The following is a 13,486-nucleotide window of genomic DNA, read 5'->3' as shown; positions in this document are numbered from 1 at the left end:
TGAACAGGAATTTTCAATATTAACAGTATATTAGAACTTTTTTTTAAACCAGATAATCCTGTTTTTCCTGAACTATCCTGTCAACCCTGTCCATTATCACTTGTGCCTGCCGAGGAACCCGTGTTCCGCCAGGAAGGCCTCCGTCAGGCGCGAGCCGGGTTGGGCCGCTTCTTCGCCGAGCAGGAGCCGTTCCAGGTAGCGGGCGATCAGGTCCACCTCGAGATTGATCCCGGTGCCCGCCCGGTAGGTGCTGAAGGTGGTCTCCTGCCGGGTGTGGGGCACGATGTTCACCGAGAACACTGCGCCGTCGACGCTGTTCACCGTGAGGCTCACGCCGTCCACGCAAATGGAACCCTTGGATGCAATGTAGCGCGCAAGCCCCTCCGGGGCGCGCATATCGTAGCGCACCGAGCGTCCGTCGTCGCGCATTGCCAGCACCTCTCCCACCCCGTCCACATGGCCACTGACCAGGTGTCCGCCCAGGCGCGTGGTGGGCGTCAGGGCCTCTTCCAGGTTCACCGGGTCACCAGTATTCAAGGCACCGAGCGTGGTGAGCGAGAGCGTCTCACCCGACACGTCCGCCGCAAATCCGTCACCGGGCAGCTCCACCGCCGTGAGGCACACGCCGTTGACGGCGATGCTGTCTCCGGGACGCACGTCGGACAGATCCAGCTTGCCCGTACGCACCTGCAGGCGGGAGTCTCCTCCCCTGGGCTCGATGGCGGCGATCTCGCCGACCGCCTGGATGATGCCTGTGAACATGGCTCTGGTTCTCTCTGTTAAGAGCGAGAATGGACAGGATTGACATGAGTCTTCAGGATTAAATGAATTAAGAAAATCTCTTAATGTCCTGTTAATACTGAAAACTCATGCCAATCCTGTCCATTAAGATGTCCTCATCGGCCGCGCGGTGATGCGCCAGTCCTCGCCCACGGCGCGGATGTCCCCGATCTCCAGTGCGATGCGCTCGTCCATGGTCTCCACCCCGAGTTCCACGAGGCTCCGGGCGGTACTGCCCATCAGGTGCGGGGCCATGTAGATCACCAGTTCGTCCACCAGCCCCGCTTCCATCAATGCGCCGCATAGCCGGGGACCTGCCTCCACATGCAACTCGTTGACCTCGCGCCTCGCCAGCAGGGTCATGACCCCAGAAAGGTCCACGCCCCGACCGGCCAGGGTCACCGGCAACACCTCCGCACCCCGGGCCTGCAGCGGGAGATATCGTGCCGCATCCGTCTCGCCGGTCAGCACCAGCACCGGGCCCCCGGCGCTGAACAGTCGTGCATCCGGCGGGCACTCCAGGCGCGAGTCCAGGACCACCCGCAGTGGTTGGCGAACCTCGCCGCCGATCCCCAGGGCCTGCGCCGGGACGCGCACGTCCAGACCCGGGTCGTCGGCACGCACCGTACCAATGCCGGTGAGTACCGCACCTGCCCGGGCCCGCCATCGCTGCACATCGTGACGGGCCGCCTCGCCGGTAATCCATCGGCTTTCGCCCGAGGCCATGGCGGTGCGCCCGTCCAGGCTCATGGCAAGCTTGATCCGCACGAAGGGCCGGCCCCGTTCCATGCGGCTCACGAATCCCGGGTTGAGGGCTCGCGCCTCCCGTTCCAGCAAACCGGCCGACGTCTCAATACCCGCCCCGGCCACCCGCGCGAGGCCCTGCCCCGCCACACGGGGGTTGGGGTCGGTCATGGCGGCGACCACGCGGCCCACCCCGGCCGCGATCAGGGCGTCGGCGCAAGGGGGCGTACGGCCATGATGGGCGCAGGGTTCCAGGGTCACGTAGACCGTCGCCCCCCGCACCGCGTCTCCGGCCGAGCGCAGCGCCAGGATCTCTGCATGGGGCTCACCGGCACGCACGTGAAAACCCTCGCCCGCCACCCGGCCGTCGCGAACGATGACGCAGCCGACCCGCGGATTCGGATCCGTGGTGTACAGACCCCGGTGCGCCAACTGCAGCGCCCGGGCCATGTGGCGGATGTCGGTTTCGTTGTTCACCGGTCTCTAAGGCAATGGACAGGATTAACAGGACTTTTCAGGATTTATAAAATGCATTAAAAATATTTCTTAATACCCTGTAAATCATGAAAACTCCTGTTAATCCTGTCCATTCTCTTCCTCATCCCCCAGTAACGGCATCTGGTGCTTGCGCATCTCGGGGGTCAGGTCCTTCTCCAGGCGCTCGATCACCTCCCGGAAGGCCTGCACGTCGGCGAAGCTCAGGTATACGGAAGCGAAACGGATGTAGGCGACCTGGTCGAGCCCGCGCAGTTCCTCCATGACCCATTCACCGATGTGCCGGGAGGACACCTCCCGCTCCCCCTGACCCAGGAGTTTGCGCTTGATGCGGGCCACGGCCTCCTCCACCCGGTCCGTGGACACGGCGCGCTTTTCCAGTGCCTGCAGCATTCCGGATTTGAGCTTCTCCTCGGTGAAAGGCTCCCGGGAACCGTCGCGCTTGACCACACGCGGCATGTTGAGCTCCGCGTTCTCGTAGGTGGTGAAACGTTCCGAGCAGGACAGACATTCCCGGCGCCGGCGCACCTGGTCGCCTTCACCGGCGAGGCGGGAATCGATCACCCGGGTGTCGGGGGCTCCGCAGAAGGGGCACCTCATGAGTGCAGTCTCAAGTGGCAAGTCTCAAGTGGCAAGGGAAAGGCACTGCTTGCCACCTCATGCCTCAATTGCCGTAGACGGGAAAACGTGCGCACACGTCGAGGACCTTCGCTTTGACCTGTTCGATGATCCCGGTGTTCTCGTGATCATCCAGCACGTCGCAGATCCAGCCGGCCAGATCGCGGGATTCCTGCTCGCCGAAACCGCGCGTGGTGATCGCGGGGGTACCGATGCGGATGCCGCTGGTGACAAAGGGCGACTGGGGATCGTTGGGCACGGCATTCTTGTTGACCGTGATATTGGCCGCGCCGAGTGCCGCGTCGGCGGCCTTGCCGGTAAGCCCCTTGTCGATCAGGTCCACCAGGAACAGGTGATTATCGGTACCTCCGGAGACGATCTTGTAGCCGCGATCCATCATGGTGGCCGCCATGGTCCGGGCATTGGCCACCACCTGCTGCTGGTAGGTCTTGAACTCAGGCTCCAGTGCCTCCTTGAAGGCCACCGCCTTGGCCGCGATCACGTGCATCAGGGGTCCGCCCTGGGTGCCTGGGAATACCAGTGAATTGAGCTTCTTCTCCACCTCGGGATTGCTCTTCGCCAGGATGATGCCACCGCGGGGACCGCGCAGGGTCTTGTGGGTCGTGGAGGTGGTCACATCGGCGATGTTCACGGGGCTCGGGTAGACGCCCGCAGCCACCAGGCCCGCCACATGAGCCATGTCCACCAGCAGCCACGCCCCCACCTTGTCGGCGATGTCCCGGAACTTCTGCCAGTCGATTTCCCGCGAGTAGGCGGAGAAACCGCCCACGATCATCCTGGGCTTGTGCTCCAGGGCCAGGCGTTCCACCTCTTCGAAATCGATGTAACCCTGGTCGTCGATTCCATACTGAACGGCGTTGTACAGCTTGCCGGAAAAATTCACCTTGGCGCCGTGAGTCAGGTGTCCGCCATGGGCCAGGCTCATACCGAGCACCGTGTCGCCGGGCTGCAGCAGTGCCATGTACACGGCGGCATTGGCCTGGGAACCGGAATGAGGCTGCACATTGGCGTAGTCCGCACCGAACAGCTGCTTGACGCGGTCGATGGCCAGCTGCTCTGCGATGTCCACATTTTCGCAGCCGCCATAGTAACGCTTGCCCGGGTAACCCTCGGCATATTTATTGGTGAGCACCGACCCCTGAGCCTCCATGACCCGGGGGCTGGCGTAGTTTTCCGAGGCGATCAGTTCGATGTGTTCTTCCTGCCGGCGGGCCTCGGATTCGATCGCCTGCCAGAGTTCGTCGTCGTATCCTGCGATACCCATCTGTATGGAAAACATGTCTTACACTCCCGGGAATACGTCTGGTAAGGTGTCCAGAAAAAGAGGCGAATTATACTGTATTTTTAGCCAACCGACAGGATTCGCCCCTACATTCTGTGTCGTTGCGGTGCGGCCCGCCTCCCGGACCGCGCATTCCAACAAGGAGATGAGCATCATGAACTCACTGCGTCCAAAAGGCCTTGTCGTTCATCTGCTGGTGACTGCTTTGTTGGTCTCCATGACAGGCTTCGTCATGGCCCAGGAGCGTTTTCTGACCATCGGCACCGGTGGCGTCACCGGCGTGTACTATCCCACGGGGCAGAACATCTGCCGGCTCATGAACCGGGAGCAGGATGCCCATGGGATCCGGTGCAACGCGGAGTCCACCGGAGGCTCCGTATTCAACCTCAACGCCATTCGCCAGGGCGAGATGAACCTGGGCGTGGTCCAGTCGGACTGGCAGCATCATGCCTACCACGGCAGCGACCGATTCGCCGATGCAGGACCTCACGAATCCCTGCGCGCCCTGTTCTCCCTGCATCCCGAGCCCTTCACCGTGCTGGTGCGCCCGGACAGCGGTATCGAACGATTCGAGGAGATCCTCGGCAAGCGCGTGAACGTGGGCAACCCGGGTTCCGGGCAACGCGGCACCGTGGAACGCCTGATGGAGGAGTACGGCTGGCGCATGTCGGATTTTTCGCTCGCCTCGGAACTGCCGTCCCGTGAGCAGGGGCAGGCGCTGTGCGACAACCGCATCGACGTGGTGCTGTTTACCGTGGGTCACCCCTCAGCCGCCATTCAGGAGCCGATCGCCACCTGCGGGGCCCGCATCATCTCCGTGGAGGGCGAGGTGATCGACCGCCTGGCGGGCGACACCCCCTACTACTTCAGCGCCACCATCCCTGCCGGCATGTACCCGGGCCATGACAGCCCCATCCGAACCTTCGGGGTGGGCGCCACGCTGGTGACCTCCACGGACACCTCCGAGGATGCCGCCTACCATCTGGTCAGGACTGTGTTTGAAAACTTCTCTACTTTCAAAGGTATGCATCCTGCCTTTGAAGTGCTTGAGAAGGAGTCTATGGTGCGGCAGGGGCTCTCTGCCCCCCTGCATCAAGGCGCCAAGCGCTACTATCGCGAGGCGGGCCTGCTGAAGGACTGACCCCACCCGGTCGACAGGCCCAGTCTCCATGACGGATCGGAACGACACCCCGGCTTCCGCGGCCGGGGAGCCGGGCAGCGCTGAGCCGGCACAAATGGCCGCATCCATGGAGATGGGCGCCCGGAGCCCGGGCGCCCTGACCCGCGGCCTGATCTATGCCACCGCGATGGCCTGGTCCCTGTTTCAGGTCTGGATCGCGTCGCCCTTCGGCTACTGGCTGGGCTTTCTCGTCATCCCGGAGACCCAGGCCCGGGCCATTCACCTGGCCTTTGCGGTATTCCTGGCCTTTCTGGCCTTCCCCGCCTACTCTCCGCTGTCGCGGCATCACCGACCTGTCGCCGGGGTGTTCTTTGTCGTGTTTGGCCTCGGGGTGCTCGCGCTCGCAGCCTACAACCACCTCTCGGAACTCCCGCGCGCCGGCGTATTCGGATGGATCGGCGCCGTCATCCTGGCCATGGCCTGGCCGAATCTGCGCCCTGTGCCCGACACCCGGGTGCCGCCCATGGATTGGCTGCTCGCGGCACTTGCCGCCTTCTGCGCCGCCTATCTGTTCATCTACCACCAGGAGTTGGCCCACCGCCCCGGCCGGCCCACGCCCCAGGACCTGATCGTCGCCGGGTGCGGCATGGCCCTGCTGCTGGAGGCCACCCGGCGGGTACTGGGGCCGGCCCTCATGATCATCGCCGGCGTGTTTCTCTTCTACACCTTCGCCGGGCCCTGGATGCCCGACATGCTGGCCCATCGGGGCGCGTCCTTCGGCCGGGCCATGTCCCAGCAGTGGCTGTCCAACGAGGGTGTGTTCGGCATCGCCCTGGGCGTATCCACCGGCTTCGTGTTTCTGTTCGTCCTGTTCGGCTCACTGCTGGAGAAGGGGGGCGCCGGGGGCTATTTCATTCGCGTGGCCTTCGCCCTGCTGGGTCATTTCCGCGGCGGGCCGGCCAAGGCGGCCGTGGTGGCCTCCGGGCTGACCGGCGTGGTATCGGGATCCTCCATCGCCAACACCGTCACGACCGGCACGTTCACCGTGCCCCTGATGAAACGGGTGGGCCTGTCTGGGGAGAAGGCAGGCGCCATCGAAGTCGCCAGCTCCGTCAACGGCCAGTTGATGCCCCCGGTGATGGGGGCGGCGGCGTTTCTCATGGTGGAGTACGTGGGCATCCCCTACGTGGAGGTCATCAAGCACGCCTTCCTGCCCGCGGTGATCGCCTATGTCGCCCTGCTTTATATCGTTCATCTGGAGGCCCTCAAGATGGGGCTCGAGGGCCTGCCCCGCGCGCGGCAGGTCTCTATCTGGCACCGGATGCTCGGTTTCGGCCTGACCGTATCGGGCCTGCTGGTGCTGGCAGGTCTGGTCTATTACGGCCTGGGATGGATTCAGGCCGTCGCCGGACCGTATTCCGTCTGGATCATCGCCGTGCTGGTGCTGGCCACCTACCTGCTGCTGCTCTGGATCGCCAGCCGGGTCGCCGACACGCACATGGTGGATGAGGCGCACCTGGTATTGCCCGAACCCGGGCCCACCATCCGCAGCGGGCTGCATTTTCTCCTGCCAGTCGTGGTGCTGATCTGGTGCCTGGTGGTGGAGCGCCTCTCCCCGGGCCTGTCCGCCTTCTGGGCGGTGATGTTCATGTTCTTCATCCTGCTCACCCAGCGACCGCTCACGGCCCTGTTCCGAGGCACCCACGACTACACGGACGCGCTGTTGCGCGGTCTGAAGGATCTGGGCGATGGCCTCACCCAGGGCGCCCGCAACATGGTGGGCATCGGCGTGGCGACCGCGGCGGCGGGCATCATCGTCGGCACCGTGGCCATGACGGGCATCGGGCTGGTGATGACGGACCTGGTGGAACTGCTCTCCGGCGGCAACCTGCTGCTCATGCTGCTGCTCACCGCGCTGATCTGCCTGGTGCTGGGACTGGGCCTGCCCACCACGGCCAACTACATCATCGTGGCCACCCTTATGGCCCCGGTGATCGTCGACCTGGCCGCGCAGAACAACCTCCTGATCCCGCTCATTGCCGCCCACCTGTTCGTGTTTTATTTCGGCATCATGGCCGACGTCACACCGCCGGTGGGCCTGGCATCCTTCGCGGCGGCCGCCGTGGCCCGTGCCGACCCCATCCGCACCGGCGTGCAGGCCTTCTGGTACAGCCTGCGTACCGTGGCCCTGCCGTTCTTCTTCGTGTTCAACACCCAGTTGCTGCTCATCGGCATTACCGGCGCCTGGCAACTGACACTCACCGTTTTCGGGGCCCTCGCCGGCATGCTGGTGTTCGCGGCTGCCACCCAGGGTTACATGCTGACCCGCAATCGCATGGCGGAAACGGCGCTGCTTCTGCTGGTCGCGTTCACCCTGTTCGTGCCCGGATTCTGGATGGACCGGTTCCACCCCGAACTGGAGACGGTTGATCCACAGCGCCTGGAGTCGCTGGCCGAAGCCACGCCCGCGGGCGGTCACCTGCGCCTGCTCGTGGAAGGCATGGACGCCGACGGCAGGGACGTCTCCAGGGCCGTCATGCTGCCCATGGGGGATGCCGGCCCGGGGGGTGAACGCCTGACCCGGGCGGGACTCGGCACCATGGTCCTGGGCGATCAGGTGAGTGTGAGTTTCGTGACGTTCGGCAGCCCGGCGGAACGGCTGCGTATCGAGAGCGGCTGGCAGATCACCGGCGTCATGATCCCCGCCGACCGCCCCGCGCCGGAGTGGTTCTATCTGCCGGCCCTTGCCGTGCTGTCGATCATTGTCGGCCTGCAGCGACGACGACTGAGCAATGTCTAGGCGTATCGTACGAAGGGCATGCCACAGAGGGCCAGATGTTTCGAAGCGAGCATCCTCTTGCACGCCTCTGTCGGATTCATTGCATCCGGGGGCTTTCCGCACTGCCGTATCCTCTGTGCCCTCTGTGACAATGTGATCCTTGTATCCGCTTCTCGCCAGTCCCATGCGGCACATGCTTTTTTTCTTTGTCGCGGTCTCTGCTACAGTTTCTCCTAACCCAATCGCCCGGCCCCGAACGAATGCATCCACGCATCCCGATTGCCGTTCCACTGCTGATCCTCGCGCTCGCCCAGACCGCCGCCGCCCAGACCCGCACCGTCGGACCGGAACTGGAGGTCTATTTCAAGCGCGAGATCAGCGACTGGCGCCCCGAGGGTGCGGGCAAAGTGGAGACCCGGATCAACCGGGTGGGCGTGCTTGTCCGGGATCACGTGGCCGAGGGCCTCTGGATAGGTCTTCATGGCGGGTACCTGGGCCTCACCCAGAGCGGCAATCCCGCGACCCGGGGAATGAATCTGACCGGATGGCACCTGGGCACCTCGGTACGCTGGCGCTTTCTGCATGCGGAAAGCATGTCTGTGAGCCTGCTCGGCCAGTACACGTACAACGAGGCCGATGACGCGGCCGACGGGCAAAGCACCGCCTATGACTGGCACGAGTACGGGGCCGGGCTGGAGACTGCCGTGCGCCTCGACAGGGTGCGGTTACGCCTGGGCGTCGACTACACGGCCGTGGACGGCGACGAACGGACCCGCGGCCTCATCCGGGACACCCGAAGCATTTCCGAGGACGAAGCGATCAGCGCCCGGGCCGCCCTTGACCTCCTGGTGGACGCAACAGGACGCATCACCTTCCAGGTGGAGGCGGGCGGCCGCCGTGGCGCGGGCATCTGGTTCGCACGCCAGTTCTGAGCCGTGGGGGTCGTGTGCGGAGCGCAGCGGCGACAAGGGCCGTATATGGACCGTACCGGTGCCGTGCATCGGGGCGTGTCGCCCCGGAGCGGCGGCTCGTCGTATCATATAGTGATGAGTGGACGGATTATCCAGCGTCTGGAGAAGAATGCCCTGGGCCGGGATTTCGCTGTCGGGGATCTTCACGGCATGTTCAGTCACCTTGAACGCGCCCTGGAAGCGCTGGATTTCGATCCGGAACGGGACCGCCTGCTGTCGGTGGGAGACCTGATCGACCGGGGCCCAGAATCCCACCGTGCCCTCGAATTCCTGGACAGGCCGTGGTTCTTCTCCGTCCAGGGCAATCACGAACGCCTGTTGATGGATTCGGCGGACGATCCCGACATGGCCTCCACCTGGGTGGCCCTGAACGGGGGAGAATGGTGGCGTGATGTGGCCCGGGAAGAGCAGGAACAGTTTCGGCGCCGTATCGGTCAGTTGCCGTACCTGCTGGAGGTCGACACCGACATGGGCAGGGTGGGCATCGTGCATGCGGACATCCCCCTGGAACTGAACTGGCAGGATTTCACCGAGAAACTGGGAACCGACAAGCGCCTGCGCGATTACGCCGTGTGGTCCCGAAAACGGATCAACCGCTCCGGAAACGGCAGCAAGATCCCGCCGGTGGAAGGGATTGATCTGGTCATCATGGGGCACACGCCGCTGCAGGAGGCCGTACACGCCGCCAACATCTACTATCTGGATACAGGCGCCGCCTATACCGACGTGCTGGCCGATGCCAAGTTGAGCATCCTCCAGATTCAGCCCGTGCGCATGCTGAGCGCATTCTTCACCGGCGCGGGCGCGACAAGCGACTGACGGCGGTACAGGCCATCCGTCCCGCCGCCCGGCGGCCGACTTTGTCTTACGGCTCGTTTTGTGCTTGACTGACGGCCCAATGAACCGGCAAACCGATCCCCGATGAGCGCACCCCAGGACGCCTCCGAAACCCTTTGCGAACAGGTGCGTGAGGCCAGGACCCGAAACAGCAGGCTGCACATCCGCGCAAGCGGGAGCAAGGATTTCCTGAGCGACGCCGCCACGGGCGACCTGGAGTCGCTGGAGGTCCGGAGCCATCGCGGCGTGGTCACCTACGAACCCAGCGAACTGGTGATCACCGCCCGTTGCGGCACGCCCATTGCCGAGATTCACGACACCCTCGCCGCCCAGGGTCAGATGCTTCCCTTCGAGCCGCCGGCCTTCGGCCCGCACGCCACCCTGGGCGGCGTGGTCAGCGCGGGTTTGTCCGGGCCCCGTCGTCCCTACTCGGGATCCGTGCGTGACGCGGTTCTGGGTGTTCGCCTGCTCACGGGCCGGGGAGAATGCCTGCAGTTCGGCGGGCAGGTGATGAAGAATGTTGCCGGCTATGACGTCTCCCGCCTGGTGGCCGGCGCCTGGGGCACACTCGGCGTTCTGCTGGATATCTCCCTGCGGGTGATGCCGATACCGATCCGTTCGCTGACCCTCGAGCAGAATGTGAGCGCCGAACGGGCCCTGACGCTCTTCAGCGCCTGGGCCCGCCAACCGCTGCCTGTCACCGCCGCCTGTCACCTGGGCGACTCCCTCTACGTACGGCTGAGCGGGGGACCCGCTGCCATCGACGAGGCAGCACGCATCGTGGGTGGCCGGGAGTTGGCCGGGGGCGACGGCTTCTGGGAAGCGATTCGGGAACATGCACATCCCTTTTTCGCCGGGAACACACCCCTGTGGCGGCTGAGCGTGCCCCCCGCCACCCCCCCTCTCGATCTGCCCGGCGACTGTCTGCTGGACTGGGGCGGAGCACAGCGCTGGGTGGTCAGCGATACGCCGGCGCAGGTGGTCCGCGCCATGGCCGAAACCGCCGGCGGTCACGCCACCCTGTTCCGTCATGCGACGCCAGGTGTTCCCCGGTTTCATCCCCTGCCCCCCGCGCTTTCCGCGCTCCAGGGCCGCGTACGTGCGGCCCTGGACCCGGACGGGCTGTTCAATCCCGGTCACCCCATCGGAGTCTGCTGACCATGGAAACGCATCTGGCGGACTCTATCCGGGACACGGACCGGGGCCGGGAGGCCGAACGCATTCTGCGGGCCTGTGTCCATTGCGGTTTCTGCAATGCCACCTGCCCTACTTACCAGGTGCGGGGCGATGAGCTGGACGGACCGCGGGGCCGGATCTACCTCATCAAGCAGGTGCTGGAAGGGGCCGAACCCAGCCGCGCCACCCAGCGCCATCTGGACCGCTGCCTCACCTGCCTCAACTGCATGACCACCTGCCCCTCCGGTGTGGACTATCGGCACCTGGTGGATATCGGCCGATCCGAGGTGGAGAAACGCGTCGGCCGCGGCCCCCTGGAGCGCATTGAACGCCTGCTCCTGCGAACGGTACTGCCCTACCGGCGCCGTTTCGCCGTGGCCCTGGGGCTGGGACGATGGTTCAGGCCCCTGCTGCCGGGACGCCTGGCGGACAAGATTCCTGCCGTACTGTCGCAGCCGGGTACCTGGCCCCCGGCACGGCACGACCGGCGCATGCTCCTGCCGACCGGCTGTGTGCAGGGCGTGTTGACGCCCAACGTGGATGCGGCCGCTGCCCGGCTCCTGGACGGGCTCGGCATCACGCTCGAGCGGGTCCCGGACGGCTGCTGCGGGGCCCTGGATCATCACCTGGGCGCCGAGGAGACCGCACGCGAGCGGGCCCGGCGCAATATCGACGTCTGGTGGCCCAGGATACAGTCCGGCGCCGAGGGCATCCTCATCACCGCCAGCGGTTGCGGGGTGCATGTGCGGGACTACGGGCACCTGTTGCGTGATGACCCGGACTATGGCGACAAGGCAGCCGCCCTGATGGACAAGATTCGCGACCCCTGTGAGGTCATCGATGCTGCGGCCGTCGAGCGCCTGGGGCTCAACGCGGGAGAGCGGGCTGTCGCCTTCCATCCCCCGTGCACCCTGCAACACGGCATGCGCCTGCGCGAGCGGACCGAGGCGGCATTGCGCGCCGCCGGATTCCGCCTGCTGCCCGTGAAGGACTCACATCTGTGCTGTGGATCGGCGGGCACCTATGCGCTGCTGCAACCGGCACTGTCCACTGAACTCAAGTACCGCAAGCTGCGTGCCCTGGAAGAGGACAAACCGGAAGTGATCGCCACGGCCAATGTGGGCTGCCAGACTCACCTGGCCCCCGAGGCCAGGGTACCTGTGGTGCACTGGGTGGAATTGCTGGATCAACTGAGCGCGCGTTGAAGCGGTTCGGCCTTCGCCAGAGGCGGAATGCGAAGCGGGCGCCGCGCACATGGCGGACTTGTAGGGGGGTCGACGCACTCTCTATACTTCCACCCCCGACGAATTCAATCAGGTATTTTTCAACCCAAGCTCAGGTGAACCCATGACCGCCAAGTCCTTCCATCCCCCAGTCCGAACACTGATGGGCCCCGGCCCCTCCGACGTGAATCCCCGCGTGCTCGCTGCCATGGCCCGTCCCACCATCGGGCATCTGGACCCCGTATTCGTGGACATGATGGATGAGATGAAGGGTCTGCTCCAGTACGCCTTTCAGACAGAGAACCAACTGACCCTGCCGGTCTCCGCCCCCGGATCGGCCGGCATGGAGATGTGCTTCGTCAATCTGGTGGAGCCGGGCGACACCGTGGTGGTATGCATCAACGGCGTGTTCGGCGGGCGCATGAAGGAGAACGTGGAACGCTGCGGCGCCACCGCGGTGGTGGTGGAGGACGAATGGGGCAAGCCGGTGGATCCCGGGAAACTCGAGGAAGCGCTCAAGGCGCATCCCGAGGCCGGTGTCGTTGCCTTTGTACATGCGGAGACCTCCACGGGCGCCTGCTCCGACGCGAAGGCGCTCACCGAGATCGCTCACCGCCACGACTGCCTGGTGATCGTGGACAGCGTCACCGGTCTGGGCGGCGTGGAGCTGCGCGTGGACGACTGGGGCATCGACGCCATCTACTCCGGCAGCCAGAAATGCCTGTCCTGCACCCCCGGGCTGTCGCCCGTGAGCTTCAGCGAACGGGCCGTGGCACGCATCAAGGGACGCAGCCACAAGGTTCAGAGCTGGTTTCTGGACCTCAACCTGGTGATGGGTTACTGGGGGAGCGGCACCAAGCGCGCCTATCACCACACCGCGCCCATCAACGCCCTCTACGCCCTGCACGAATCCCTGGTGATCCTGCAGGAGGAAGGCCTGGAGAACGCCTGGGCCCGGCACCGGGCCCACCACGAGGCGCTCAAGGCCGGACTCGAGTCCATGGGACTGAATCTCATCGTCCCCCGTGATTCCCGCCTGCCCCAGCTCAACGCCGTCAGCGTGCCCGCGGGTGTGGACGAAGCGGCCGTGCGCAAGGCCCTGCTGGACGACTACGGCCTGGAGATCGGCGCGGGCCTCGGACCGCTGGCCGGCAAGGTGTGGCGCATCGGGCTCATGGGTTTCGGTGCGAACCGCAAGAACGTCCTCCTGTGCCTGGGCGCATTGGAGAACACACTGGCCGGTCAGGGAACCGATGTTCGCGCCGGGGGTGCCGTGGCGGCCGCCATGGCCGTCTACGGGGCATAAGCGGTCCTCGACACCCTCAGCGGTGGTGACGGGCCCCGCTGGTGACCGGCTTTGAAGGGACATCCATGGATCTCTCCCGAAGCCGCGAAACGCGCGAAGAGTACCATAGGCCCTGTCGGCCTCTTCGCGCGCTT

Annotated in this window: 11 protein-coding genes; 7 read left to right on the top strand and 4 right to left on the bottom strand. The window is 65.1% G+C overall.

Annotated elements, in window-relative coordinates:
* Positions 1 to 96: 96 nt before the first annotated feature.
* The 4 genes from THITHI_RS0102530 to glyA form a co-directional block, all read right to left on the bottom strand.
* On the bottom strand, positions 97 to 762 hold the full coding sequence (locus THITHI_RS0102530) for a riboflavin synthase (RefSeq protein WP_018231501.1): 666 nt from the start codon (positions 760 to 762) through the stop codon (positions 97 to 99).
* Positions 763 to 885: 123 nt separating this feature from the next.
* Complete coding sequence (gene ribD / locus THITHI_RS0102525) at positions 886 to 1,974, bottom strand: bifunctional diaminohydroxyphosphoribosylaminopyrimidine deaminase/5-amino-6-(5-phosphoribosylamino)uracil reductase RibD (protein ID WP_051079966.1); 1,089 nt, start codon at positions 1,972 to 1,974, stop codon at positions 886 to 888.
* Positions 1,975 to 2,100: 126 nt separating this feature from the next.
* On the bottom strand, positions 2,101 to 2,619 hold the full coding sequence (gene nrdR / locus THITHI_RS0102520) for a transcriptional regulator NrdR (RefSeq protein WP_026185998.1): 519 nt from the start codon (positions 2,617 to 2,619) through the stop codon (positions 2,101 to 2,103).
* 64 nt (positions 2,620 to 2,683) lie between these two features.
* Positions 2,684 to 3,937, bottom strand: coding sequence for a serine hydroxymethyltransferase (gene glyA, locus THITHI_RS0102515; protein ID WP_018231498.1), 1,254 nt, complete (start codon positions 3,935 to 3,937; stop codon positions 2,684 to 2,686).
* A gap of 157 nt (positions 3,938 to 4,094) precedes the next feature.
* Here glyA and THITHI_RS0102510 point away from each other — a divergent pair, with 157 nt between their 5' ends.
* The 7 genes from THITHI_RS0102510 to THITHI_RS0102480 all read left to right on the top strand — a co-directional run bounded on the left by THITHI_RS0102510 (position 4,095) and on the right by THITHI_RS0102480 (position 13,352).
* Entirely contained in the window at positions 4,095 to 5,081 is a 987-nt protein-coding gene (locus THITHI_RS0102510) for a TAXI family TRAP transporter solute-binding subunit (RefSeq protein ID WP_033337018.1), read from the top strand.
* Between the two features lie 28 nt (positions 5,082 to 5,109).
* Positions 5,110 to 7,860, top strand: coding sequence for a TRAP transporter permease (locus THITHI_RS0102505; RefSeq protein ID WP_026185996.1), 2,751 nt, complete (start codon positions 5,110 to 5,112; stop codon positions 7,858 to 7,860).
* Between the two features lie 239 nt (positions 7,861 to 8,099).
* Entirely contained in the window at positions 8,100 to 8,771 is a 672-nt protein-coding gene (locus tag THITHI_RS0102500) for a hypothetical protein (protein WP_018231495.1), read from the top strand.
* 114 nt (positions 8,772 to 8,885) lie between these two features.
* On the top strand, positions 8,886 to 9,629 hold the full coding sequence (locus THITHI_RS0102495) for a metallophosphoesterase (protein WP_018231494.1): 744 nt from the start codon (positions 8,886 to 8,888) through the stop codon (positions 9,627 to 9,629).
* Positions 9,630 to 9,731: 102 nt separating this feature from the next.
* A complete protein-coding gene (gene glcE, locus THITHI_RS0102490) occupies positions 9,732 to 10,805 on the top strand; it encodes a glycolate oxidase subunit GlcE (protein ID WP_018231493.1) in 1,074 nt (357 codons plus the stop codon).
* Positions 10,806 to 10,807: 2 nt separating this feature from the next.
* On the top strand, positions 10,808 to 12,028 hold the full coding sequence (gene glcF / locus THITHI_RS0102485) for a glycolate oxidase subunit GlcF (protein ID WP_018231492.1): 1,221 nt from the start codon (positions 10,808 to 10,810) through the stop codon (positions 12,026 to 12,028).
* 142 nt (positions 12,029 to 12,170) lie between these two features.
* The gene (locus THITHI_RS0102480) at positions 12,171 to 13,352 is read left to right on the top strand and encodes a pyridoxal-phosphate-dependent aminotransferase family protein (RefSeq protein WP_026185995.1); all 1,182 of its coding nucleotides are present in this window, start codon (positions 12,171 to 12,173) and stop codon (positions 13,350 to 13,352) included.
* The last annotated feature ends 134 nt before the right edge of the window (positions 13,353 to 13,486 follow it).

The sequence above is a fragment of the Thioalkalivibrio thiocyanodenitrificans ARhD 1 genome (genome assembly GCF_000378965.1).
Classification (GTDB): Bacteria; Pseudomonadota; Gammaproteobacteria; order Ectothiorhodospirales; family Ectothiorhodospiraceae; genus Thioalkalivibrio_A; species Thioalkalivibrio_A thiocyanodenitrificans.
Note: the sequence above shows the minus strand (reverse complement) of the source record. Positions and strands in the feature narration are given on the sequence as shown.